Here is a 25,958-nt window from a genome sequence, read left to right on the forward strand (position 1 = left end):
TATCTGGTTTAGCATTATGATTTTTTTTCCGCCATCCTTATTATGCTCGGAAGTGAAAAATATTTTTCTCAGCATTTAAAGGGAATACAAGAAGAAAAATACCTTCTTATTTTGAAAATGAAAGACAAGTAAATCAGATGAAAAGATCATTGGCTTTATGGGAAGGTCGGAAATCCCGGTTCTTTAGCTGTAAAAATAGAACAATACATCGCTTACAGCTTTATCAGTACAGTTCCTAAAGATCTTGACTTTTAAGAATTGAAGTGGATAAAAGCACTTTCCGTTTTTGAATCGATAAACTTAGTCTTACTTTTGGGTGAAAATTTGGTTATAGCTTTTCAAAATTTTTTTTTGAATTTACCGTTATATCAGAAATAAAATTTACCATTATGAAAACCAAATTATTCTTATTTCTGATTTTAAGCGTTTTAAGTTGTAACCTGTTCGCTTATCCGATTTCTCCAATGCCATTAAGAAAATTAATCATTGAATCTGAAAACATTGTATATGGTGAAGTTTTAGATATAAAAAGTAACAAAAAAGTAAAAGAACATGACTGGCTTAAATCTGAAATTGTTGTTTTAAAAATATACGATGTTTTACACGGAAATATTAAGTCCGGTCAAATTATCGAAGTATACACAAGTTCGGAAATATCCTGCCCTGCTCCTGCATACTACGAAAAGGGAAAATTAACATTAGCCTTTTTGTATAAGGAGAAAAAAGAAGACAGATATTCTACCCATTCTTTATCGTATGGCTCAAAAACATTAGAAAAAGAAGAATATTCTGTTTATAAAAAGAGAATTCTTGAGATGCAGAATATTTTGAAAATTAAAAATGAAGAAGAAAAACATGCTAAAACAGTAGATTGGCTTGTAGAATGTGCATTGCAAAAACCCACAAAATGGGAAGGAACTTATGAACTTTCTCCTGAAAGTGATTTTATGTCTTTTTATGATCGCGATAAAGATACTTTTGTAAGAAAATTTGAACTAAACGACAATCAAAAAGAAAAATTAAGACTTTATTTTCTTTCACAAAAAAAATTAGAGTATAGTGATTTAGGATTGCTGGATCTTGTTGCAATGCCAAATGACAAAGAACTATTAAGTTTTCTGATCGGCCGCTTTAAAGAATCTTATAATGACTTTATTTTTGAGGGAAATTTTTTCATGTCAAGAATAGCGGATTTATCCGGCAGAAATGATCTTAAGGAAATATCAGAAAAAAATGAAAAACTTGACATGTTTAGTGAAAATTATGATCAAAAAAACAAAGAAATCCTGACTGAATTTGCAAGCAAGTTATAAATTTAATGAAATATTTTTGATGTAAAAGCTCTGAAATCTAAGGTCAAATACAATTCATTAAAAGGTAAACTTTCTGCCGAAATATGGTCTAAGTACGCGAAAAAATACCATTAATGTCATAATATTACAATCGAATAAGAAACTGAAGAGCTGATTCTGGAAAATATATTGAATGATAAAGCTTTCATACACATTTTGTGAATTTAATGCGATTCTCCGGTTGATTTTTTTTACATTTGGTATTAACACAAAATGTATACATGTTCCAGCAAAAACCCTCATTATTCATGAAAATTATCAGACCTTTTCTTCTTTCGGTATCTCTGTTGTTATTCGGATGGCTGTTTATTAGCAATATCAACCTTATCAACGTTGCAGCAACGCTGAATGAAGCTGAAATCAATTCAGAAGTCGGAAAGGTAAATGCTTTTACCAATATCGATCAGCTTAAGGAATTTACCGTTGAAAAGATCAATTACATGGAAGTGATCCGCGAAAGATTTTCGGAAAATGCCATGATAAGAATTGTTGTGATTTCCGTTCTTGTAATGATACAGATCTTGTTGTACGCCACAAAAAGCCGTTTTCATGCTCAGAATTCTAAATTCTAACTGATGGAAATCCGAAGATTATCTCCATTTACAGAAAATCTCTTTTTAAATCAGGATTTCAAGGGTTATGAAACCGAAAAAATTTTCGTGGTTTCAACCATCGAAACCGGAAATTCTTTTGAATTTACCCTGAGAGAAAAAAATCAATATTATAAAAAGATCTGGGAACGAGACTTTTATGATATTGAGCGTTTAAATTCCATTATTCAGCAAGGTCATTCTTTCGGCGTTTATGTAAAAGAGGAACTGACGGGCTGGATCATCTGCGATTACAGACTGAAAAACAACAGTCTTTTTATTGAAAATATATGGATCAATGAAAAATTCCGGAGGCAGAATCTTGGAAGGTTACTGATCAAAAATATCAACCGAGAAGCCAGAGAACTGCAGTGCAGAATTGTGGAAACTGAAATTTGCAATACCAATTATCCTGCAGTAAAATTTTTCCGGAAGGCAGGATTTCAATTTACGGGAATTAATACAAAACTCTACAATGATTCCACTGAAACGGCTTTGTTTATGAGTTTTGATGTTTTGACGTAGAAAAACAAAACATTATCGACATAAACTATTAAAGATATTTGAAAATTTATTTTGTACCAAATAGTACAATTATATACCTTTGTCTCATCAAAATAAAGAAATGGCAGGAAGACCAAAAATATTCAATGAAGAGGAAGCAATCCTGAAAGCAACCGAAGTCTTTAGAAGTAAAGGTTACGATACAGCTTCTGCAGAAGAATTGCTGGCTGCCATGGGAATAGGAAAAGGCAGTTTTTATCTGGCTTTTAAAGGTGGAAAACAGGAATTATATCTCCGTTCAATTAAACAGTTTGCTGAAAATTTTAATCTGAAAATGACGCAGGCTATTGAAAATTCTGATGACGAGATTGAATTTATAAGACTGTTTTTCTTAAACCTTGCGTATGTGAAAGACTGCGATGCAGAAAGGGGATGTTATTTGGGGAATGCTTTGGTTCAACTGTCGGAAAAAGATCAGGACATTAAGAAATTAACTGCAGAATTACTGAAAGGTTTACAGAAAATCTTTTTCGAAGCAATTAAAAAAGCTCAGGGAAAAGGAAGATTAAAAACTCAGGAAAGTCCGGAAATTCTGGCTTGTCATCTAATTAATCTGTGGAATGGAATTCACGTAACAAGAAGAATGGAACATTCTCCTGAAACTCTTCATTCCCTTATTGAAATGAATCTTAAAATACTACAATAAAAAATTTTATTCTATTTTGTACCAAATAGTACAATAAACAATTTATTATAACTTAAACAACAAATTATTATGAACACAACAGACAACACAATTTTAATTACTGGCGGAGGTTCAGGAATCGGTTTAGAAATCGCAAAAGCATTAAGCCCGGCCAACAGAATCATCATCGTAGGAAGAAACAAAGAAAAATTAGATGCTGCAGCGAAAGATCTGGAGAATGTTTTCACAATTCAGGCGGATATTACAGATGAAAATGATGTCAACAGGTTGTATGAAGAAGTAAAAACCAGTTTCGGAGGATTGAATATTTTAATCAACAATGCAGGAAATGCTTATGTTTACAATATTGCAAATGACGGAGATGCTTACAGTAAAGCTGTAGCAGAATTCACAACCAATTACTTTGCACCGATCAGACTTTCAGAAAAATTCCTTCCTCTGTTGAAACAACAGAATGAAGCAGCTATCGTGAATGTTTCGTCAATTGTAGGATTTGTTCCGGGGGCAAATCTTCCTACATATTCAGATTCAAAAGCTGCCCTTCACTCTCACACAAAATCGTTGAGATACGAACTGGCAAAAGATACTAATGTAAAAGTTTTTGAATTAATGCCACCATTGGTTGCCACAGATTTCTCTGCAGAAATTGGCGGTTTGGAAAATGGAATTCCGGCGTCCGATGTTGCAAATGATTTGGTAAAGGCTCTTAAGGAAGATATTTATGAAATTCGTGTCGGAAATACAGGTTTACTATACGACAATTTCTTTGCCGCTACGGAAGGTGCCTTTGCAGCTTTCAATAATTAAAAATTTCATCGTTCCTGATTGGAATTGATTCCATATATTTTATCTCTCGCGGGTTTTCTTGTGGGAGATTTTTTTTGTTTTAACAATTATGCTTTCACATAAATATTTGAACAGTAATTTCTTAAATTTGATTATTAAAAAATAAAAATGCCCAAAATACTAATAACAGGTAATGGTTTTGATTTACATCATGGATTACCAACTACATATTCAGATTTTATAAAAATTACTGAACATATAACTACAAATATCTACGATTATCAATTTGATTCTATTTACAAAAAAGCTTCTAATTATAAAGCTATAGCTGAAAATTTTAATAAATTTGAATTTGATATTAATATGTTATCAGACATAAGAATCTTAGCCGAAAAAAACTTATTGTTCAATTTTTTTAATAGTGAATATAAATTAGAGACTTGGATAGATTTTGAGATTAAAATCGAATTGATTATAAATTCTTTACTAGAAGGTGCAAATTTAATTAGGGAAAAACTTTTTAATAAAAATTATGGAGTTCAAACAGAACTTCGCACTGCTGACTATAGAACTTTTGACAATAATATCTTCATTATTGACATCTTAACTTTTTTCAACATTATAATTGAATATCCAAGTGATAGAGAATTATTCATAATTAATGAAGATTTTTTAATAAAAAGAAAAGATTATCTAGTTGATATAGATGAAGATAAAATTTCTTCACAAATATATTCGCAGTTAATTGAATTCAAAAAAATTTTTAATCTCTACATATTAACATTCGTTAATCCGTTATTAGATAACATTAAAAAAAATCCAGATACATCTTCTTTATTTCAAGGAATTAATTTCCATTTTACATTTAATTATACCCCAACATTTGAAAAATTGCTTTACAAAAGTGGATCATCAACAAATTTTTTACACGGTAAATGCGATAAAGATAAAGAAAACATTATTTTTGGTATTAATGACATTTCTTCTATTCAAAATAATGGAATAAACTATCTTAAGTTCACAAAATATTATCAAAAATTAAATGGAAATACTGACTATAGTTTCTTGAGTAATATAGATATGAAATCCTATGATAAATATATTTTCTATCTCTGGGGGCATTCTTTAGACAAATCGGATGCTAGTTATATAAATGAAATTTTTGAAGTAATTACAGTTTCAAAAAGTGATTTAAAAAAAATAATTGTAATATATCATAATGAGCATTCAAGATCAAAAATGTTATTAAACTTATTAGCTATAAGAGGAAGGGAAGATATTGAATCAAAAATGCGCGCAAAGGAATTAATATTTGCCAAGCTAGATTCACCAGAACTAAAAAATACTTTCACAATAAGCACTAATCCTATTTCTGTTACAAATTTACTTTAAAAAAAACGACCTCCACAACAAACAAAAATTGAACCCCACAACAAAATCTCTGCTCCAAATAATCCCCAACTTTGTACTATAAAATTTAAATAAAAATGAACGTACAGACAAAAGAAACAGTTTTGGTAACGGGAGGAACGGGATTTTTGGGAATTCATACTGTTCTGCAATTATTACAGCAAGGATATGAAGTGAAAACAACACTTCGTTCATTGTCTAAAAAAGATACCATCATCAAAGCATTGGAAGAATGCGGAATCACAGATTTTTCGCAACTCTCATTTGTAGAGGCAGATCTTACGAGCGATCATAATTGGGATGAAGCCGTGAAAGACTGTGATTATGTTCTTCATGTGGCATCCCCTTTCCCTGCGCAAGATCCGAGAGATGAAAATGAACTTATTATTCCAGCGAGAGACGGAGCTTTACGCGTTTTGAAAGCGTCGCGTGATGCAGGTGTGAAAAGAGTGGTTTTGACTTCTTCTTTTGCGGCAGTCGGTTACAGCAAAGATATTAAAGATCATATTTTCACGGAGGAAGACTGGACGGATGTGAATGCAGAACTTCCGGCTTACATCAAATCGAAAACTGTCGCTGAGAAATCCGCATGGGAATTCATCGAAAAAGAAGGCAATGGTTTGGAATTATCAGTTATCAATCCTGTCGGGATTTTCGGTCCTGCAATTGGCGGAATCACTTCTGCTTCATTGGATATCGCCGTTTCAGGAATTCTGAACGGAACAATGAATCAAACTCCGGTTTTCACAATGGGCGTTGTTGACGTGAGAGATGTTGCGGATATTCATATCAAAGCGATGATTGATCCGAAAGCTGCCGGAGAACGTTTTATCGCTACTTCAAACGATGTGATGAGCTTTTATGATGTTGCCGAATTATTCAAAAAAGAAAGACCGCAGTACGCTGAAAACATTCAGCCTCTGGAACCGATTGATAAAGAATTCTACAAAGAAATGTCTAACGAAAAAGCAAAAACAATCCTTCATTGGAATCCGAGAAACCGTGAAGAAGCTTTGCTGGCAAGTGCCGATAGTTTGATGAAAAAATCATAGATTTATATCTGATTTTAATCGACATAGGAAAATTGAGCGTAAAGAAAAATAATTTAGTGAACGTAAAGAAAATCCCACTGTTTGAGTGCGACATAAATGTTAAATCAAAGAACCAAAATTTAATTCGCACGAGTTTTGGGATTTTTAGAGAACAAAATATTTTTTAGCGAAAGTTTCCAAGTCTTGAATTTTTCGTTCTTTTGTTTCAAGACAAAAGAACATCATAAAAAAAAGAAAAAAATTGAAATTCAATAATATACAATCCTGTCATCTCGGTCCCGAAATATCACCGGAACAGTTTATTCCTGAGCATTTCTTTTTGTTTCTGCTTAAAGGATCAATGGTTTCATATGACGGTTACAGATATTATGATATGAAACCCGGTGATTACTGCATTGCAAGAAAAAATCATCTTGTACGGTACACAAAACATAAAGATAACGGGCAGTTTGAAAAAGTAATCATTACGTTTGATGAAGCTTTTCTGAAAAAGTTTCTGGACCGCCATCCTTATCACACAGAGCCTACTGACAATACTGATTCTTTTTTGTTTATTCAGGAAGATAAGCTGATCCATAATTTTGTACATTCTTTAGAACCATACTACAACGGAACGGAACAGCTTGATGATATTTTTGTAGATATTAAACGTGAAGAACTGTTGATGATCCTGCTGAAGAACCATCCCGGGCTGAAAGATATTTTTTTTAATTTCAATGTTCCGCACAAAATTGATCTGGAATATTTTATGAACCAGCATTTTAAATTCAATATCAGTATGGAACGCTTTGCTTTTATGACGGGACGAAGCTTATCGACCTTTAAAAGAGAATTTAAAGCAATTTTTAATACAAGTCCCGGAAAATGGCTGATGAAAAAACGCTTAGATGAAGCTTATTTCCTTCTGGACAAGGAACACAGAAAACCGACAGATATTTATATTGATCTCGGTTTTGAGGATCTATCCCACTTTTCTTTTGCTTTTAAAAAGAAATTCGGGATTTCGCCTTCGGAGGTTGTAAAATTAAGGGTTTAGAACTGAAAAAAATTTATCAGATAATTTTAAGAGTGGTTTTCCGCTCTTTTTTCCTTAAATACTCTACATTCGTGAAAAAATATGCATCTTTGGTAAATAAAACTAACAGTAATTACCATGACACGGATCTTCTTTTTAATTCTTACAGTAATTTCATTTCAAACATTTATTGCTCAGAAAAAAACATTTAAATGTGAAAAAGTATATGATGCGGTAAAACTTATCGATCAATCCAAATTTGATGAAGGAATTGCAATTTTACAAGAATGTGAAAAAATTGATCCTTCAGAGTACACTTATCCTTACGAAATTGCATACGCGCTTCTTCAGAAAAAAGATTACAAAAACGCGATATCCCAGCTGGAAAAAATAAAAAGCTATCCCGCGATCCAAGCCGATTATTATCAGCTTTTAGGAAATTCGTATGACTATGATAATAACCCCGAAAAAGCCATTGCAACTTATGATGAGGGTCTCAAAAAATTCCCGAATTCAGGGAGATTATATCTGGAAAAAGGAGTAATTTACGAATATGATCAACCTGAAGAAGCCATCAAAATTTATGAGAAAGGAATCAAGGTCGATCCAACGTATCCTTCAAATTACTATAGAGTATCGAATCTGTATTTAAAATCTAATAACAAATTGCCGGGTCTTATTTACGGAGAAATTTTTGTAAATCTGGAAAGAACAACAAAAAGAACTCAGGAAATGAGCAAAAAGCTCTATCAAACTTATAAAGATGCAATTGATATAAAAGATGAAAAATCCAATACGATATCACTGTGTAAAATAATTTCTGTAGACGTTAATTCAATAAATAAAAATAAAGTTCCTTTCTGTATTATGTTTGAAGTAAGCATGATGCTTTCAACTTTAGGACAGAAAGAATTTACTTTTGAAAGCTTTGCCAAAATACGGAGCAATTTTTTAAAAGAATATTCTGCACGTCTGAAAAAAGATCACCCCAATGTTCTTCTGGATTACTTCAGAAAGATGGAAGACCATCAGGTTTTCAACGCCTACAATCATTATGTATTTCAGATTGGTGACGAAAATGCTTTTACAAAATGGCAGGAAAGCAATCAAGCAGAATATCAAAAATTTGTCGAATGGTATACAGCAGACGAAAATGATCTGAAGATCGACAAAACGAATATTTATATTGCAGAATAGTCAATATGTAAAGTTTATTTAAGTTGAAAAAGAATACATCAAGTCAGATATTTACACATTTTATTCTTTGACGTTGTTTAAAATAAGCTTTGCTCTTTTAGTATAGAAATAAGAATAAGTTTATCAATCAATCCTACCGATTGATATCTATAATACAATAAATATTCTAAAGATAGCGTTCTACGGAACGCCGAACCTACTCTTAATATGATTTCTACACAGATAAAACTCCATAGAGTTTTCCAGCATTTTATTTAAGCAGCTTTTTTTTAACTTTAATTCAAATAAAATAAATATTACTCGAATAGGCACTTTAATAAATATCAGTAATTATTTGTCCTGATATTGAATTAAAATCTGTAAAAACATTTATCAACAGCAACGCGTATGATACAGACAATGACATTCTGAATGTTGTAGTGGTTTCGGGATACGACATAGGAATAGCTTAGCAATATAAATCATTCAATTTTTATAAACCTGTCTCCAAATGGAAAAAAATATCAGGCAAGTAGTATGATAAACTATAAAAAATGTGTTCTTGGAGCACGTTTTTCTTTTATCTTTATTAAAATTAATTTCTACGATGATTACAAAAGCTTACATTCAGGAATACGGCAATGGTAAAACAGAACCTGAATTTCTGGAAGTAAAGACCGTTTTGGAATCCAGAGGAATTGATTGCGAATTCTTTACCATAAAAAGATTACAGCGAAATCAAATTCAGATCAATCAGGAAACGTTGATTGTAGGAGATCATTCAACAATGTTGTACGTTTTCAGAAAGATCGGTATCCGTTCATTAACTTTATCTTATCCGGAAAGTTTAAGAAAATATTTAAAAAGAAATATTTGGGAAACAACTGTGAAAAAACTCATGATGCAAAGTCATGAAGAATCCTTAACTATTTTTGTAAAACCAAAATCTAAAGCCAAGCTTTTCACAGGTTTTGTTATTCAGTCGAATTACGATCTTCTCAGGCTGGAATCATTTTCAAAAGATACAGAATTATACTGTTCATCGGTTGTAGAATGGCTTTCTGAATTCCGGGTTTTTGTCAATCAGTCAGAAATTGTCGGAATAAAAAATTACAGTGGAGACAGAAACCTTAAGCTGGATATAGATACGGTAAAAACGGCTATTAAAGATTTTGAAAATTCAGACGAAAAAACCAGTGCTTACGGAATAGATTTCGGAATTCTGAACAACGGAGAAACTGCATTAGTTGAATGGAATGATGGTTTTGCACTGGGTTCTTATGGTTTGGATAAGGAAATTTATACGGATTTGATTCTCAGGAGATGGGAGGGAATTTTCAAAACTCAAAGCTTAAAATAGCATGAATTTTTTAAAATGAAGGTGAAAAATAACATCATTCATTTCTGATTTTTTCGATTAATCACTTACCATAAGGTCATTTTTTTAAGATTTTAAAATAAAAATTTATGAATTTCATCTTTAATCTCATAAATAATTATATCTGAAAGATTCATATTTTTTTATGATACAACTGATAAATTTAATCGTAAAATCGCACATTTTCGGCATTTCCACAAATTCAAAAAATAGTGATTTAACATAATAAAACACACTTTTTTGTGAATTAAACATTTATTTACGAAAAAATAACACATTAACCATATACAAATTATCATTTTATTTATATATTTACAATTATAAAAAAATATGATAATGAAAAACAAATTTATTTCCCTGATAAGTCTGTGTATTATATTTACATGTAATGCACAAGTTGGTATCAGTACAAGCAATCCTGCAAGTACACTCGACATTAAAGGTTCTTTTGCAACCCCTTACAAAGCAGTAACGGCAACCTCCTATTCTTTATTAAATTCAGATCAATATCTCGATTACAGAGGAACGGCTGCTGCTGTATGGACTCTTCCTGCCGCTTTAGCATCTCCGGCAACCTTCGGAGGAAGAATTTATGAAATCAGAAACGGAAGCAATTTTGATATCACGATAAACCCGAGCGGTACTGAAAGAATAGATGTATCCACTACAGCGGTCAATCAGTCAGCCTTTACTATTCCTGCAGGATATTATGCAACCGTGAAAAATACAGGATTAACTTCAGGAATAACGTGGGTTGTAACACTACTCACTACAGGAAATGGAAGTTCTGCCAACTCTGCAGGATTCAGTACCTCAATTTTAGGTTATGTTCCCGTTAAAACATCTCAAAGAGCAGTTCCGGCAACCTTTGGAGGAGTTTCCGTTACTGAAAGAGGATGTAAAAAATGGTCCGGAACAGGAGCAAATGGTCATACATATTGCGCTTATCAGTTAGGAGGTGCAAAAAACTTTTACGACACATTTACTTTTGCAAAACAGGTGGGAGGATATATCTCCACAATTACTTCCAATGCGGAAAGAACATTTATTTACAACAATCTCTTATCAAATACAACAGGTTACTCTCTTAATAACAGCATATGGATCGGCTATAATAAGGTAGCATATCCGGGTAACAGTAATGAGTTTACATGGATAACTGGAGAAGACTGGACAATAGACTGGACGACATCTCCTAATTCAACCCCGCAAAACTTCTTTGCTACCGGCGAGCCTAACAACAGCGGAGGAACCGAAGGTTCATGCCATATTTTTCCAACTTCCGCCAACAGCACCAGACAATGGAATGATCTTACAGGAACTCTTACCGTAAGTGGAGGAGTTGGCTTTGATCAGGTGATTTTAGAATTTAATGAAGACTAAAAAATAAAAAACATAAATAAATTAAACATGAAAAATAAAATTATTACACTAAGTTTTGCATTGTGCATTTTTTCGTTAATGAATAGCCAGGTAGGCATTAATACTACTACTCCCGGAAGCACTTTAGATGTTAAAGGATCTTTTGCTACTCCTTACAAACAAAGCACAGCCACTTCATATAATTTTTTAGCGACCGATGAATATCTGGATTACAGAGGAACCGCTGCAGCAACATGGTCTCTTCCTGCAGCAGTAGCATCACCTGCTACATTTGGTGGCAGAATTTATGAAATAAGAAATGGAAGTGCTTTTGACGTTACTATTACGCCTAATGGCACGGAGAGAATAGATGTTTCCAATGTAGCAACAGCGCAGGCAAGTCTTACGATTCCCGCAGGCTACTATGCCGTGATTAAAAATACAGGAGCAACTTCCGGTACAACTTGGGTAGTATCTCTGCTTACTTCAGGAAACACAGCCTCATCCGGCTCATCAGGTTTCAGTACCTCCATTTTAGGGTATGTACCCGTGAAAACCTCGCAGAGAGCTGTTCCGGCAACATTCGGCGGAGTAAGCGTTTCGGAAAGAGGATGTAAAAAATGGTCCGGAACAGGTTCCAACGGACATACTTACTGTGCTTATCAGCTTGGAGGCGGCAAAAACTTTTATGATACTTTTACTTTTGCAAAGCAAGTAGGCGGATATGTCGTTACCATTACTTCCAATGCGGAAAGAACATTTATCAATAGTAACATTTTAGCAAACACAACAGGTTATAATCTTAATAACAATATCTGGATTGGATATAACAAAGTGGCTTATCCGGGAAACTCCACAGAATTTACATGGATCACGGGTGAAGACTGGACGATTGACTGGACGACTTCTCCAAACTCAACCCCTCAAAGTTTTTTTGCAACGGGAGAGCCCAATAACAGTGGAGGGACAGAGGGATCCTGCCATATTTACAGTACATCAGGTAATGCTTCAAGACAATGGAACGACTTAATAGGAACTTCTACTACATTTAATTTCAGTGCTTTTGATCAGGTTATTTTAGAATTTAATGAAGATTAAAAACTGAAAAATTATGAATTTAAATCTTTATTAAAATCAACAAAAATAAAAGGCTGTCTCAAAACAGAGAACAGCCTTTTTTATATCTAAATGTGAGTTTTTCTTAAAACTTCAAATCTCCATTCACTTCTCTTACTGCATTCGCAGCTTCAGCAAATTTCAATTGCTCTTCCGCAGTAAGCGTTACGTTTACGATTTTTTCCACACCGTTTGCTCCGATAATGGCAGGAACACCAAGGCAGATATCATTTTGTCCGTACTCTCCTTCAAGCATTAAAGAACAAGGGATCATTTTTTTCTGATCGCAAGCAATCGCCTGAACCATTACAGAAACAGCCGCACCCGGAGCATACCAAGCTGAAGTTCCTAATAATTTGGTAAGCGTTGCACCTCCTACTTTAGTTTCTTCAATAACGTATTTCTGCTGTTCAGCATCTAAGAATTCTGTTACAGGAACACCGTTTCTTGTCGCTTTGCTTAATAGAGGAAGCATTCCGGTATCACTGTGAGCAGCAATTACCATTCCGTCTACGTCAGAGATCGGAGCTTCTAAAGCTTCAGCCAATCTGTATTTGAATCTTGCAGAGTCCAATGCACCACCCATTCCGATGATTTTATGCTTAGGAAGACCTGAAGTTTTGTGTACCAGATAAGCCATTGTATCCATTGGGTTAGAAACTACGATGATGATTACTTCCGGAGAATGTTTTACTAAGTTTTCAGTAACTTCTTTTACGATTCCAGCGTTGATTCCGATTAATTCTTCTCTTGTCATTCCCGGCTTTCTTGGAATCCCCGAAGTAATAACCGCTACGTGAGAACCTGCAGTTTTGCTGTAATCTCCTGTTGTTCCGGTAATTTTTGTATCGAATCCGTTAAGCGATGCTGTCTGCATCAAATCCATTGCTTTACCTTCTGCGAAACCTTCTTTAATATCTACTAAAACTACTTCTGAACAGAAGTTTTTCATTGCGATGTATTCTGCACAGCTTGCTCCTACAGCGCCTGCACCTACTACAGTTACTTTCATAATATACTTAATTTATTGTTTTTTAATGGTATTATGGAACTTTACAGTTTCATAATATAACTTTTAAAATTTATTTATTTGAATTGTTTATCCACATTTGGTTTACAAATGAGAACTCCCAAATTTAATAATTCCTGAAAAATTGGGCAATCTTTCAGGAATTTAATTATCTTTAAAAGTGATATTTATGTTTTATACCGTAATTAATGGACGTTCAGAAGAAAGGTATACAGTTTTTTAGCTCCCGATAAAACCTCATCATAATTTTTCTCAGAAACCTCATTATCAAGAACTTCCTTGAAACTCTTCCACATAAAACCTGTATTTTCACGGTAACAGCCGAAGAAATTGAAAGTAACATCATCAAATCCTTCTGTTTTGGAAAGCTGTTTTGCAATAACATTTCCTCCCAGAGTAGAACCCTCGATCACGTACATCGCTCCTAAAGCTTCATTTTCATTGGAAAAACTGAGTTCTCCTGAAACCTTGCGATTTTCCATGTCCAGACTTTTAAGATCCTGCTCAATCAATGGAAGTTTTTTTCTTTCTTCAAGCTGAAGTTTTTCAGAGAATTTTTCAGAAAGCCTGTCGAAAATCTGATCTTCGGAATGAAGCAGCATCAGATAATTTCTGCCAATGATCTTTTTATAATCTTCCAGTGTAAAAGTTCTGTCGAATATTTTTTTAGATTTAAAAAGTTTTTCCGCGGCATCATGAAATTCTGCCGTATTTTGTTTTAGATATTCAGATACCATACCGGAATTTTAAAGTAAATTTTTAATTAAGGTTTTTTAAAGGTGAGGCTAAAAGTAGTGCCGTTTTTACTGCTTTCATAGTCTACATTTCCGCCAAGTCTCTGCATAATTCTGTGTACGATGGATAGTCCTACTCCATTTCCTTTAAACTTCTTCGCATTATCCATCCTGTTGAAAATTTTAAACATTTTATGCTTATTTTCTTCTGGAATTCCGATTCCGTTGTCTGTAATTCTGTAGACTACCGTGTCTTCTTCTTCCGTTCCGCCGATAATTACTTTCGGTTTTTCCTGATGGGAAGAATATTTTATGGCGTTATTGATGATGTTTAAAAATACCTGATGAAGCATTGTTTTATCGGCAAGAACATCGGGACAATCATTAATGACCACTTCGCTTTCTGAAGTATCAAAAGTTATTTTAGCATTTTCGGAGATCTTCGCGATGGTTTGCGCAGTCTGTAACCTTTCGAGTTCTATTTCGCTGTGTTTTGCGCGGCTTAACTGGAGTACATCATGCATCATTTCCGCCATATTGTCGATTTCCTCGATGATGGAATTGATTTTATTTCTGCTTTTGTCTGAACCGTCCGTAAGACTTTTCAAAAGCATTTGGGCGTTCAGTTTCATTACTGTAAGCGGAGTTCCCAGATCGTGTGAAATCGTATAAGAGAAACTGTCCAGCTCCTCATTCACCTTTTTAAGCTCATCATTAAGCCTTTTTATGGTGATGTAATTTTTATGGGAGGTTTCAAGGATCAGATCACGAACTGCCTGTAATGCGGCAACGTTTCTGGAATTCCATCTTTTAGAATTTCCTTTGATGTCCTCGGTAAAGATCTGGAAAGACGTTCTTGGAGAAACCACCTGTGTCTGTTCTCCGTTTTTCACAATCACATCTATTTTCTTTTCAGGATTTCCTGCCCAGTCGATGTGTTCATCAAATTCTTTACGGAACCAGATCAGCAGATTATTTTTAGATTTTTCAATAAAATAAAAAGCCACTCCTGCACATTTTTCGTCGAGACCAATCTCTTTTCCATGATCTTTCAGAAAACTTCTGCTGAGATAGATATTCTCATCTATATTCTGATGAGCCCACTGAGCCAGCTTTTCAATTACATTATAATCCGGAGTTTCACCTTCGGTAACGATTTTTTCGTCGGCGATGATGGCTAATCCGTCTGCTTCCGGAAGATCCTTAATTTCAGATTTATTTTCGATTAAAGAATCAAAAAGATTGTTGTATTTTAAGAATTCCTCTTTTAACCGGGAACATTTTTCATTAAGATACAAACGGTAATCCAGTTCCTTTTTCGATCTGAAGGACGAGTAGGCATTGGACGCCAAAGCCGTAAAAATTCCTGCCTGAACGCGGTCTTCAAGATCAATGTGTTTTGGTTCGGAATTCTGACAGGTAACCAGCCCCCAAAGATAATCATCTATAATAATGGATACACTGAAACTGGAAGAGGCTCCGGAATTTTTGATGTATTGCCCGTGAATAGGCGACATTCCGCGCGATCCCGAATACGTAAGATCTATTGTTTCATCAGATTTACTGAATATAGGAACTGTTTCCGAATGAACGTTGCTGAAAATTCTTTTTCTTTTTTTAAGATAAAGTTCTCTTGCCTGTTTCGGAATGTCGGATTCAGGATAATGAAGACCGAGATAGCTCTCGATATTTTCATCTCTTTTCTCCGCGATTACTTTTCCAGATCCGTCCATCATGAATTTATAAACCATCATTCGGTCATAATTCACGATTTTTGAAAGGGTATTTAAAAGCTGATCCCAAATCTCCTGCTCATCATCAATAATGTAGAAATTATCGTATTTGTTGGAAATTCTTTTGTTGGGATTGAGTAAAACTTTTTCGAACTCAAGAAAAATTTTATCCTTGCTTCTGAAAACAGAAAAATGATATTCTATGCCTCCAATAAAGATTTTATCAAAATATGTTTCGTTTTCTCTTTTGGTAAAGTCAGCTAAAGAATTATAAATATCCGAATCTATAATGCTTTTAAAGCTTTCCGGAAAGTCCGTAAGCTTCTTATCAAAAAGCATATTTGCATTTTCGATATTAAATATATCCTCGATATTCTTACTAAAAAAAGCTATGGAATGAGACTTCGCATCAATGCCAATCAGATAACCAAAACTTTGTATGTAGCCCGGAATATGGATAGGCTCCTCATGACACTCAACAAAATTCATATAATATTTTGACCTATCAAATATACGACTTTTTTTATCTAATCGGATTTTTTCTCTATAAACGCATACCACAAAAAGTTACAATATTTCAGCAAAACATGAGTTTTATAGAATATTTTTCTTTATTCATAGGATATACAGGAAATTCAAAACCAGAATATTTTACACTAAGCCTATTTAAATTTAACCATAAATTGTTATTTTTTTTTCTAACGGTATAATCTTTATTTATCTGCAAATAAAAATCAGAAAGAAGCTATCATTTTTATAAAAAATACAACTTTCAGAATTCCAGTTGATTGAAATGACGAAATTCATCCCTCTCCTATTCTACACCGAAGAAATACAATCCTGTTTTACCCCAACTATAAATGGCAACTGTGGTTACACTTCTTTATCGAAGTACAGCATATAATATTTTCCGTTTTCATCTTCTCCCTGTGCAATTTTCTGTCTGTCGCCGTGGATGTAGATGTGGAAGTTTTTGTCTAATTTGATGATGCTTTTAAAATGTCTCTGCGTTTTCTTTACAGCGGCTTCACTAATCGGGAATTCTTCTGCAATATTAATCTGCATATCCTGTTCGTAATCGGTTTTAAAATTGTTGAAACTTTCGATTACATGTTCGTCGCCCAAAACTTCGGCAGCAAATTCATCCAGCTTAAATTCTTCCTTTTCTTTGAAAAAATTGATTGATTTGTTTAAAAAATCTGCCTGATCGGCTTTGGAAACTTCAAATTCCTGAGGCAATTGCTTGGTAATATAATCTTTATACACCATTAACGCTTCCTGTGTATGAAAATATTCGTCGTCGCGCTGCTTTACTTTTAAAAAATCTTCGAACCAGTAATACATATCCCCGTTTTTGTTGTTATCCACAACAGAAAGTACGTATCCCGTTTCTTTATCGTTATTATAGATTAAAGCCGCTTTATCTATTTTAGACAACCCGATTCCCTGATCTTTTTCGATGTCGAATGTTTCTTCATTAGGAGAAATTTTAAGGAAAGATTCTCTTTTTTCGGTTTTAAAAATTCCGATCTTGTCTACTCTTTCGGTTCCTTCTCTTTCGTCCTCGAAATATACAATGAACAATTCTCCGCCCTGAACTCTTGGGTTTTCAGCGGCTTCGAAAAGATGTTTGGCGATGTTTTCAGATTCCCAGAGGAATTTTGACTTGTCATCAAAAATCTCGGAAACAGAACTGTACACCGGATTATTCACCAGATAAGAATCGCTGTAAAAATGGAAGGTTTCTTCTGATTTAAAGGAACCTAAGAAGTAATTTTCCAGCAGTTCTGCCATTCCTTCTTCCAACTGTAATTCTTCCTGAGAAAGCGTTAAAGATTCTCCGTTGATTTTATTTCCGACTCTGTGTACTACGATTTTTGAAAACATTTCCTGAATATTTTTGGACTGCAAAGATAATTCTTTTTAAAACGAATGCATATTATAAATTAAACTTAAAAGATAGATTAGTAGCATTAAAGGAACAATCCAATTTATTATTCTAATTCCTAACATCCAATTTTCCTGTCTTTTTAATTCCCTATCAGTCTCCACAAAAGAATCCAATATTTTTTTATCAAGATCAGAAACTTTACTTTTATTTTTATTTAAAAATATATCCTTGTAATTATCTATATTAGTTTTAATAATCTTCAAAGCTGATTTTTGATTTTTGATAAAAGAATCCATCATGTATGCAAACAAATCTGAAGAAATAAAAACAAAAATATTTTTTGTATTAAATGGTTCTTTTATTTCAAATGTTGAAAATGCTAAAATTACAGCGGCGGGAATTATTATTAACTTATTTTGTGAATCATTGACAACCGTTCTAATATTTTTTGAAAAGTCTAATACAGCGTTATCTAATTCTGTTTTTACCTTGTTATATGAAAAATCCTTTAAATAATATTCGTAACCGATAATACATCTCTTATAAAATTCTGAAAAATTTAAGAACAAATATTCTAATTTCTCACCTTCGCTCACTTGACTTAAAAAATTTATAAGCTCATCTTGAAAATAACTTTAATTTCCTTTGACGCCTTATCAAAATCTTCATAAAAATTATCAAATAATTTATCCTCTAAAATAAAATGTGTTTTTGAAATTATCTCAAAATTGAAGTTATTAAGCACTTTCAAATATCTATTTTCAGAATAAATTATAGATTTTTCTTGAAAGTTATCATCAGCAATTTTGGTTATAAATTCTCTTATTGAAATTAAATCATTATAATTTTTAATAAAAAAATTTTTTTTATTTTTATCAGTGGAATTAATTTCTAAAATATAGAATTCTACCCCTTTATTTGTAGAGTAAAACCTTATAAAATCTTCACAAGTAGTATAAAAATTATATTTTCTTAACGATGTCCAAGTTAAATCAAATGTAATCATTTCATTAACTTGTAAGTCATCAATAAATATATCTATGTCTTGATTATTTTTTATATTATAAATTTCTAATCCAAATAAATAATCTAATTCTTCCTGTTGTCTGATTGTAAATCTAAATGTATAAGAATTTTTATAAGATATAACTATATTATTTGGTGAAAATAAACTAATTAAAAATTCTAACATAATTATGAATTTTTAATTATCTGTTGTGATAATTCAATTGGAATATCTTCAATTAATAAAGAATTATCTTCTTTATTATATTTTATTTTATTTTATTTCCTAATAAAATATTATCAAACTCTATTAAAAAGTCTTCAGATTTATATTTCGTTTTAGTTAATATCTTAATCACGTTTCTATCAATACTAATAATTGGATTTACAGAATATTTTTCATCACCTGCAAAATGTTCAAAATTTTCAGGATTATCCTCATCAACAATTTTAGATATTTCATTCAATAAAACACCTTTATTTTTTTTGTCCTGATCTAAACAGTAAAAGTACACTTCGTCTAAAATTCTATCCTTATCTTCTTTTGGTAAATTTTTATTATTAAGATATTCTTTTATAGCAGTAACTAATTTTTTTGACCCTGCAGTTTTTGTTGTTCTATTTGCACATCCAATAAAACTTTGAAAATAGTCAGATACATTTTTAAGCCCACCTTTAAAACTTAAATATGTGTCAATATTGTTATCATTTTGTTGCTTATGTTGAGACCATTTTGTAAGATTAATTTGTGAAGCAACATCTATTTTACTTAAATCTATACTTTCAACCTCACTCAGAGTTAAATCCTCATTAAATAAATATGTTTGTTTATTATTAATTGCTAAAACTAATAAATATTTATGATTATTATTAGTGTTTAAATATTCTGAATATACTAAAAACCCTCCTGAAGACATAATTTTACTTTGTAAAATACGGTTGTAGTATAACATTAACTCCTTTGTAAATTCTAAAAAATCTATTTCATTAGCAATATATCTGTCTAACTGGTTTTCAAAAATAGTCGAACTATTTTGTTCTTCAAAAACTCCATAGATTTGCCCCAAGTTCGTGAATGATTTTTTAATATCCGCAATAAAGTAAATCTCTTTTTTTGATATTGGCAATAACTTTTCTGCCATTTTTAAAGAAACAAAATCTTTGCCTGATTCTTTGTTAATTTGGTGAATAACAATATTGTTAATTAGAATATCACTTCCCTTTTGCTTAATCTCTGCCATAGTTATTTTTCAACTAAAATAAAAATTAATAATTATAAAATTCTATGGTTTTCCATAAAAACTTCCATAATGATAAAAGCGTTATCATTTTGATAGGATTTTTAAGGATTTTAAAAATTAAAACAAATCAACAAAATCCTGATAATCAATATTTTAATTTAAATAAAAATTCAAAGGTATAGCATTGGCAACGTCATCCTCAAAACATAAGAATATGGACTTAAAAACTTTGAACAGAATTGATAAGCTGAGAAGATTAAAAAGCAGAGGACCGCAAACCCCGAAGTGGCTGAAACCGTATCATCTTCTGATTGTTGCCTTTTTGGCAGTTTTTACTTTCGGAGCATTCATTAAAATTTTAGAACTTAATCAACAATAATATGAACTATTTAGAAGCCGCACAGGAAATCAAAGAAGTGATTCCCGAGATTGAAAATGAGCTGAAACAAAGCAGAAAACAAAATTCCTACAGCGTCATTCAGACGTTTACAGACAATATTAAAGACAGAATTAAGCAAAATGACCGGAATATTCTGTTTCTATGCCTGAAAAAGATGGATGATATTTACAGAAACGGAGATGCCGTACTTAAAAATGCTGTGGAACATACGTTTATTTATTCACTGGACAATTCTACTGCTTTCTGCAGTGAGGAATACCGAAAAATGATCTTTAGTCATATTTCCAAGGATCTTCAGACGGTCTATTCCAGACAAATCTACAATCACGGCATTTAAGTTCATTACATTTTTTGCAGATTTTATTACAAAAGCACGAAAATTCATAACATACAACCTCATTAAAAATCAACTGTTTATGAAATCTAAAATAAGAAGAATTTCCGACTGGAAAACACTCCAAACCACCACCAACAGACATAATATTGAAATTCTGGCAACGCACATCGCTGTGATCGTAGGAGTTTTTGTTTTCGCAGCAATTCTGTAAACTTTGGTACAGTTTTCGCCGCAATAGAAAGTGTTACGAAAAATATTAATTATGATGAATGTACAGATGCAAACTATTAATCAAAAAATAGCTAGTGAGTATTTAAAATTTTTCTATCCACCCCTTCGCACAGAAATTACCCAATTGTCTTCACAGGATAATTTTGCCGGGATTATGCAGGCAACCATTAATTATCTTAAAAAGCTTCTTCACGAATCTAAAGTAAATATTATTGCCCATCACATCAAACTGATGGAAATGATTTATAAAGGTGGAGATTCTTATGTAAAAGATATGATTGAAAATCTTTTTGTACGGTCTTTTGAAAGCTTTAAAAAGCACGCCAAAATCTCCCACTGGAAACTTCTTTATCAATATATGCCTGTGACTTTTCAGGTGATCTACAACGATCAGCGGAAGCAGGACAAAATCTTTTTTGGGAAGTAAATTAATTTTTAAACGCAGTTCCGGCGAAGCCTTTGGCTTCGCCGGAACTTTTTAATTCTTCTTTAAAAAAGTCTGTTTGACTGTCTGAAGTTCTTTGTCGTTCATCTTTGAAGATTTCTTCAGCTTGGCAACAAAAACATCTACTTCTTCAGTGGTTGACGGACAGCCAAGATTTTCGTTTTTATCGTTGAAAGAATCTGCAAGCACCTCCCCTTTCGGATTCAGAACCAGCCAGAACGGAAGTCCCGCGTCTTTGCCTTTGTATTTTTCCATCAATGCTTCTCCACCGGGATTTTCAAGTTTTTTCTTTTCGCCCATTTCCTGAACATCTACATAAGCGGTAACAAATTTTTTATCAAAAATCGGCTTTGTTTCGGGTAGATTCATATTCTTTTCCATAACGTGGCACCATTTGCACCATGAAGCGTGAAACATCAGCAATACATTTTTATTTTTGGATTTAGCTTCGGTAAGCGCTTTGTTTAAAACAACATCCGCTTTTTCCTGAGCAAAATGTAACTGGAATAATAATAAGCCTAAAAATAAGAGGATTTTAGAAATTTTCATTTTGGATCTGATTTTAAATACTAATCTAAAGATTTTTTTGTTGTTATACTAACACTTTTTAAAAACTATTTCATGAAACTCAGACTTATTTGCATATTTCTTACTATTTCATTTATATCGAATGCTCAGATTTCCAGAAAACTAAAGATAAAGTTGAAATTATTGACAAAAAATTTTTTGATATAATACTTCAAACTTATGATAATAAAGGTTACGAAGAACTTTACACTTTATATTCTGAAATATCTAAAACAGCTACAAATGATGAGCTTTTTTATCTTGCTCTAAATGGAAATACATTTATTCGTCATAATGCAGCTTTTAGTTTGCTCTATAAAAAGGATAAAAGAATCATAGATTTGTACAAATACTATTCTAAATTTCCTATGCAATATGAAATAAAAATGAGCTGCATCATTGCTCAACAAGATATGGCACTAAGTATAAGAGGATATATCCTTGCTGAGTTAAGAAACTACGAGGAGTATAAAATAATATCGAAAAAAAGTAATCAATCCAAAGATTTTTACACAACAGAAGAAATTAATTATTATGAAAAATTAGATATTAATTTTTTTAAAGATTGTATTGATGAGTTCGAAATAATCGATGAAACTTATATTCCGGAGAGATTGGAAATTTATAAAATCATTAATGAGAATTGGAAAGATGGTAAACTTCAATTTCCAAATAATTATTAAAAACAAAAAATATTCTTTAACAAATAACTTAGTTTTTAAATTTATATTATTTTACCATGAAGCTAAGAATATTGCCACTTTAACTTTTTACAATTACCTTTTGTGAAGCGCAGATTTCTAAAAAAGTAAAAATGTTAGCCAGTCCTTTAGATACAATACAGTATGCAGAATCTTCACATATCGGAATAGGTGGTGAAAGAAGTAAAATGTATGATGATTTCAGAAAATTAGCGAAAACTGCTACCAATGATGAGCTTTTTTATCTGGCGAAGAACGGAAGCAATTCTTTAAAATTGTACTCAGGGAAAGAACTTTTTAAAAGAAATGATAAACGATTTCTTGAAATCTATCAATATTATAACGATCATCCTGTAATGATGAAATATGTAAACGGCTGTGTCGGAAAAAAAGATAATATTGCGACGCATTTGATGGATGAAATGTATGCAGCAAAGGAAATTATTTCCATTCGAGATTCTATTTCAAAAGAAAAAACAGATAATTTTACTAAAGCTCAACTGAAAAGTATTGATGATGAAGGGTATAAGAAATTAAAAATAGAAAATGTAAAATATTTTTTAAAGGAAATTAAAAAAATTTATTTCAAAAAATAATTTTCCGGAATCAAAAAAATCCCCAAGCTTTCGCTCGGGGATCTTGCCTGATTTTTCACTCATCAAACATTACACAATTAATAAATTAATTATATGAACAATTACTCTTATTTACAGTAATGCTTTTTCCACTTTGAAACTGTATTTCGACTCAATTTGAAGTAGTTGGCCAGTTGTGTGTTATTCAGATTATTTTCTCTCTGATAGCGAAGAATTTCTAATATAGTATCTACATCATAAGATCTGTGTTTTTGATTAAATGAGTTTACCTCTTTGTTATTATACCCAATAATAAGCTTATTAAGTTCAATAATATCTAATACCGACAACCTTTTTTTCTGCAAAATAGACATACATTTTTCATTCTTTTGCTTCGGATATTTCATTTCGATCATATCCTGATAAATTTTTTTAAAAGCCGGTCGTGTCATTCTATTTTTTATATTTAATAATCCATTTATACAATGTTGTTTTGGGAATTTTATATTCTTCTATAACCTGATGTTTCGTTTTTTCACCATTCTGAATGAGCTCCAATATAAATTCTATAATCTCTTTGGTATATATGTTTTTTCTAAATTGGGGGAGCTTAGTTCTTTCAGGTTTTACAATTTTATTTTCTCTGCATGGAGGCGCATAAAGAATTAAATGCTGTGAATAGAGTCTGAAAAAATCGTATTCCAGAAGTTTACTCCACTTCAAAATAATTTCCGCTCCCAGACTTTTGGATTGATACATTTCCTGAATTTCTTCTTCGGAACAACCTAAGAAATTACAGATACGTATTACTTCTATTTTGCTTTCGGCCGACCTTTTAGCAATGAGATTTCCTATGTGAATATCTTTAAAATTCATATCCTTTTTAAATTTCTATGACGAAATTTGTATTCTTCTCTGTGATAGTAATATTAATATGTCTATCAAAAGAAAAATGTAAATAAATAATTTAAAATTAGTTAAGCCTTTGAACAGTGAAATAGAAATAGATATTGGCAGCATCTCTTGTAGCATGATATGTTAACTGATACCATTCTCCTGTTGAAAAAGTTAACATAGCATTTACATACTCTGTAGTACCACCCGCTCCAGATCCTACGGCAAAAGAATCATCCCCATCAACTCTGTAAGAATATGCGTTTGCAGGCAAAACAGTATTGGCACCTTAAACAAATTGATCATTTGTGGATAAAGCCGATATAGAATATGTAACAGATGTACTATTCGTATTGAACAAAACCGGAGCGACTGCATTTGCACTAAAAGGAGTTTCCATGAAGTCCATTCTTAAACCATTAATAACCAGATATTGAACCTGTTTGGCAGGTGTTTGAAGATCATACGAAACTCTTTCAGAAACATCACTAAGTGAACCCGTTGCATTTGTAGCTCGCTTCCTTGTTCCTGAATTTGTAAAAAAAGTTGCAGCATTAACCGTAACTCCAAAAGATTGTGTCTCTCCGATAGTTAAAGTATTTCCGGCACCTACTACAGCACTACATCCTGAAGCTCCAAATGTATTGGGAATATTAAACGTAGCCGTAGATGGAGAAGATGCACTTGGAGTGCCTGAAACATCATAAATTAACACACCGTCCCCAACAGCTAGTGAACCAGCCCTGAGCCTTGCTGTTAAACCGGTGACTCCGGTTGATAATATTTGACTTCCAATACCGTACGATCCTCCATTACCTCCTGTATAGGCAACAGACATAGTGCCAATATATGGAGAACCGGAAGCATAAGTTTTAGGAGAAAGTACCGCACTAAGGCAGTTTATTGATGATATACTTGGAACCACTAATGAGGAATCTTTTATATTTCTCCATTCTGTTCCATTCCAAAAATAATATCCTTTTTCTAATGTGCTGCCAGAATTAAAAACCAATAATCCTTCAGGCTGATTAGCAACGTTAGTATCTCCATCTCCATTCAAATCTTGTGTGCTTGAAGTTAAATTAACTCTGGGAATAAGAATTCCTTTATCTGAAGATGATAAATCCAGGATGGAATTTGTGTTTGGAGTCTGCGTACCAATACCTATGTTATTATTTGTACCATCAATAACAAAAGTATTGCTATCAAAATTAACACGATCTGTAATCCCAACAGTTCTTCCGGCACCTATTGTACCATTGTTCTCATAAATATTAGTTGCTCCCAGTTTTGCCCAGACACTCCCATTCCAATAATGAAATCCTTTTGTAAAAGTTCCTGCATCTGCTACGAGATATACTAATTGCCCGTTGGTACTTCCGCTTGTAGCAAGTGAATTTACCCTTGGGACTAAAATACCATCGTTTGCATTTACTGTTCCCGGTACTGAACTTCCTGAAGAGCCAGTATCATTCTTTCCTCTGATATCTAATGTTGCCTGTGGCGAAGAAGTATTAATCCCAACATTTCCAACCTGACTAAATGTGTTTATCCCCATAAGAAATAATGATAAAGAAAGTAATTTTAATTTTTTCATTCTTGTTTTTTTTAAGTTTTGTTTTTTTACGAAATTGTTTATAGTTTTATGATCAGAATGCAATAAAAGCTAATAAGTATTTTGTACTTTCTAAGAACTTTTGTAAGATCATTTCCCGACTTCTGTTTTT

General features: G+C 32.4%; 29 protein-coding genes. 18 read left to right on the top strand and 11 right to left on the bottom strand.

The window, feature by feature from the left end; translation table 11 throughout:
• The first annotated feature begins 389 nt into the window (after positions 1-389).
• The 12 genes from PFY09_RS07100 (at position 390) to PFY09_RS07155 (ending at position 12,429) form a co-directional block, all read left to right on the top strand.
• On the top strand, positions 390-1,313 hold the full coding sequence (locus tag PFY09_RS07100) for a hypothetical protein (protein WP_271161943.1): 924 nt from the start codon (positions 390-392) through the stop codon (positions 1,311-1,313).
• A gap of 287 nt (positions 1,314-1,600) precedes the next feature.
• Positions 1,601-1,924, top strand: coding sequence for a hypothetical protein (locus PFY09_RS07105; protein ID WP_271161944.1), 324 nt, complete (start codon positions 1,601-1,603; stop codon positions 1,922-1,924).
• Between the two features lie 3 nt (positions 1,925-1,927).
• Positions 1,928-2,467, top strand: a complete 540-nt coding sequence (locus tag PFY09_RS07110; RefSeq protein WP_271161945.1) for a GNAT family N-acetyltransferase — start codon at positions 1,928-1,930, stop codon at positions 2,465-2,467.
• Positions 2,468-2,567: 100 nt separating this feature from the next.
• Positions 2,568-3,152, top strand: coding sequence for a TetR/AcrR family transcriptional regulator (locus PFY09_RS07115; RefSeq protein ID WP_271161946.1), 585 nt, complete (start codon positions 2,568-2,570; stop codon positions 3,150-3,152).
• Positions 3,153-3,221: 69 nt separating this feature from the next.
• Positions 3,222-3,959, top strand: coding sequence for an SDR family oxidoreductase (locus tag PFY09_RS07120; RefSeq protein ID WP_271161947.1), 738 nt, complete (start codon positions 3,222-3,224; stop codon positions 3,957-3,959).
• Between the two features lie 147 nt (positions 3,960-4,106).
• Entirely contained in the window at positions 4,107-5,330 is a 1,224-nt protein-coding gene (locus PFY09_RS07125) for an AbiH family protein (RefSeq protein ID WP_271161948.1), read from the top strand.
• Positions 5,331-5,425: 95 nt separating this feature from the next.
• Positions 5,426-6,400, top strand: a complete 975-nt coding sequence (locus PFY09_RS07130) for an SDR family oxidoreductase (RefSeq protein ID WP_271161949.1) — start codon at positions 5,426-5,428, stop codon at positions 6,398-6,400.
• 241 nt (positions 6,401-6,641) lie between these two features.
• Positions 6,642-7,436 (top strand): helix-turn-helix domain-containing protein, encoded by a 795-nt coding sequence (locus tag PFY09_RS07135; RefSeq protein ID WP_271161950.1) that lies wholly within the window; start codon positions 6,642-6,644, stop codon positions 7,434-7,436.
• A 117-nt stretch (positions 7,437-7,553) separates the two neighbouring features.
• Complete coding sequence (locus tag PFY09_RS07140; RefSeq protein ID WP_271161951.1) at positions 7,554-8,612, top strand: tetratricopeptide repeat protein; 1,059 nt, start codon at positions 7,554-7,556, stop codon at positions 8,610-8,612.
• A gap of 586 nt (positions 8,613-9,198) precedes the next feature.
• Entirely contained in the window at positions 9,199-9,951 is a 753-nt protein-coding gene (locus PFY09_RS07145; protein ID WP_271161952.1) for an ATP-grasp domain-containing protein, read from the top strand.
• Between the two features lie 354 nt (positions 9,952-10,305).
• Positions 10,306-11,352 carry a C-type lectin-like domain-containing protein gene (locus PFY09_RS07150; RefSeq protein WP_108410181.1) on the top strand — a complete coding sequence of 349 codons (1,047 nt, stop codon included), beginning with the start codon at positions 10,306-10,308 and terminating at the stop codon, positions 11,350-11,352.
• A 27-nt stretch (positions 11,353-11,379) separates the two neighbouring features.
• Positions 11,380-12,429, top strand: a complete 1,050-nt coding sequence (locus PFY09_RS07155) for a C-type lectin domain-containing protein (protein ID WP_108410180.1) — start codon at positions 11,380-11,382, stop codon at positions 12,427-12,429.
• A gap of 103 nt (positions 12,430-12,532) precedes the next feature.
• On the opposite strand, the gene PFY09_RS07160 is transcribed toward PFY09_RS07155, so the two are convergent.
• The 7 genes from PFY09_RS07160 to PFY09_RS07190 all read right to left on the bottom strand — a co-directional run bounded on the left by PFY09_RS07160 (position 12,533) and on the right by PFY09_RS07190 (position 20,081).
• Positions 12,533-13,459 carry a malate dehydrogenase gene (locus PFY09_RS07160; RefSeq protein ID WP_029294870.1) on the bottom strand — a complete coding sequence of 309 codons (927 nt, stop codon included), beginning with the start codon at positions 13,457-13,459 and terminating at the stop codon, positions 12,533-12,535.
• Positions 13,460-13,662: 203 nt separating this feature from the next.
• Positions 13,663-14,214, bottom strand: a complete 552-nt coding sequence (locus PFY09_RS07165; RefSeq protein ID WP_271161953.1) for a biliverdin-producing heme oxygenase — start codon at positions 14,212-14,214, stop codon at positions 13,663-13,665.
• 26 nt (positions 14,215-14,240) lie between these two features.
• A complete protein-coding gene (locus PFY09_RS07170; protein ID WP_271161954.1) occupies positions 14,241-16,433 on the bottom strand; it encodes an ATP-binding protein in 2,193 nt (730 codons plus the stop codon).
• A gap of 384 nt (positions 16,434-16,817) precedes the next feature.
• A complete protein-coding gene (locus PFY09_RS07175; RefSeq protein ID WP_076396447.1) occupies positions 16,818-17,831 on the bottom strand; it encodes a nucleoid-associated protein in 1,014 nt (337 codons plus the stop codon).
• Positions 17,832-17,867: 36 nt separating this feature from the next.
• On the bottom strand, positions 17,868-18,431 hold the full coding sequence (locus PFY09_RS07180; protein ID WP_271161955.1) for a hypothetical protein: 564 nt from the start codon (positions 18,429-18,431) through the stop codon (positions 17,868-17,870).
• 14 nt (positions 18,432-18,445) lie between these two features.
• Positions 18,446-19,027 carry a hypothetical protein gene (locus tag PFY09_RS07185; RefSeq protein ID WP_271161956.1) on the bottom strand — a complete coding sequence of 194 codons (582 nt, stop codon included), beginning with the start codon at positions 19,025-19,027 and terminating at the stop codon, positions 18,446-18,448.
• 82 nt (positions 19,028-19,109) lie between these two features.
• Positions 19,110-20,081, bottom strand: coding sequence for a nucleoid-associated protein (locus tag PFY09_RS07190; RefSeq protein WP_271161957.1), 972 nt, complete (start codon positions 20,079-20,081; stop codon positions 19,110-19,112).
• Between the two features lie 214 nt (positions 20,082-20,295).
• On the opposite strand from PFY09_RS07190, the gene PFY09_RS07195 reads away from it, so the two are divergent.
• From PFY09_RS07195 to PFY09_RS07210, 4 genes are all read left to right on the top strand, one after another.
• Positions 20,296-20,460 (top strand): hypothetical protein, encoded by a 165-nt coding sequence (locus PFY09_RS07195; RefSeq protein ID WP_165762972.1) that lies wholly within the window; start codon positions 20,296-20,298, stop codon positions 20,458-20,460.
• A 1-nt stretch (position 20,461) separates the two neighbouring features.
• Positions 20,462-20,818 (top strand): DUF7674 family protein, encoded by a 357-nt coding sequence (locus tag PFY09_RS07200; protein ID WP_271161958.1) that lies wholly within the window; start codon positions 20,462-20,464, stop codon positions 20,816-20,818.
• 79 nt (positions 20,819-20,897) lie between these two features.
• The gene (locus PFY09_RS07205) at positions 20,898-21,029 is read left to right on the top strand and encodes a hypothetical protein (protein ID WP_256041157.1); all 132 of its coding nucleotides are present in this window, start codon (positions 20,898-20,900) and stop codon (positions 21,027-21,029) included.
• A gap of 51 nt (positions 21,030-21,080) precedes the next feature.
• Positions 21,081-21,476, top strand: coding sequence for a DUF7674 family protein (locus tag PFY09_RS07210; protein ID WP_271161959.1), 396 nt, complete (start codon positions 21,081-21,083; stop codon positions 21,474-21,476).
• Between the two features lie 51 nt (positions 21,477-21,527).
• On the opposite strand, the gene PFY09_RS07215 is transcribed toward PFY09_RS07210, so the two are convergent.
• The gene (locus PFY09_RS07215) at positions 21,528-22,043 is read right to left on the bottom strand and encodes a thioredoxin family protein (protein WP_271161960.1); all 516 of its coding nucleotides are present in this window, start codon (positions 22,041-22,043) and stop codon (positions 21,528-21,530) included.
• Positions 22,044-22,132: 89 nt separating this feature from the next.
• Between PFY09_RS07215 and PFY09_RS07220 the strand changes: the two genes are divergently transcribed.
• Positions 22,133-22,744, top strand: a complete 612-nt coding sequence (locus PFY09_RS07220; RefSeq protein WP_271161961.1) for a hypothetical protein — start codon at positions 22,133-22,135, stop codon at positions 22,742-22,744.
• 131 nt (positions 22,745-22,875) lie between these two features.
• Complete coding sequence (locus PFY09_RS07225; protein ID WP_271161962.1) at positions 22,876-23,358, top strand: hypothetical protein; 483 nt, start codon at positions 22,876-22,878, stop codon at positions 23,356-23,358.
• A 432-nt stretch (positions 23,359-23,790) separates the two neighbouring features.
• On the opposite strand, the gene PFY09_RS07235 is transcribed toward PFY09_RS07225, so the two are convergent.
• From PFY09_RS07235 to PFY09_RS07245, 3 genes are all read right to left on the bottom strand, one after another.
• Positions 23,791-24,213: a transposase gene (locus PFY09_RS07235; protein ID WP_271161964.1), complete on the bottom strand. Its 423-nt coding sequence runs from the start codon at positions 24,211-24,213 to the stop codon at positions 23,791-23,793.
• 97 nt (positions 24,214-24,310) lie between these two features.
• Positions 24,311-24,505, bottom strand: a complete 195-nt coding sequence (locus PFY09_RS07240; RefSeq protein WP_271161965.1) for a hypothetical protein — start codon at positions 24,503-24,505, stop codon at positions 24,311-24,313.
• A gap of 15 nt (positions 24,506-24,520) precedes the next feature.
• Positions 24,521-25,828, bottom strand: coding sequence for a hypothetical protein (locus tag PFY09_RS07245; RefSeq protein WP_271161966.1), 1,308 nt, complete (start codon positions 25,826-25,828; stop codon positions 24,521-24,523).
• Positions 25,829-25,958: the final 130 nt, after the last annotated feature.

The sequence above is a fragment of the Chryseobacterium gambrini genome (assembly GCF_027920505.1).
GTDB lineage: Bacteria > Bacteroidota > Bacteroidia > Flavobacteriales > Weeksellaceae > Chryseobacterium > Chryseobacterium gambrini.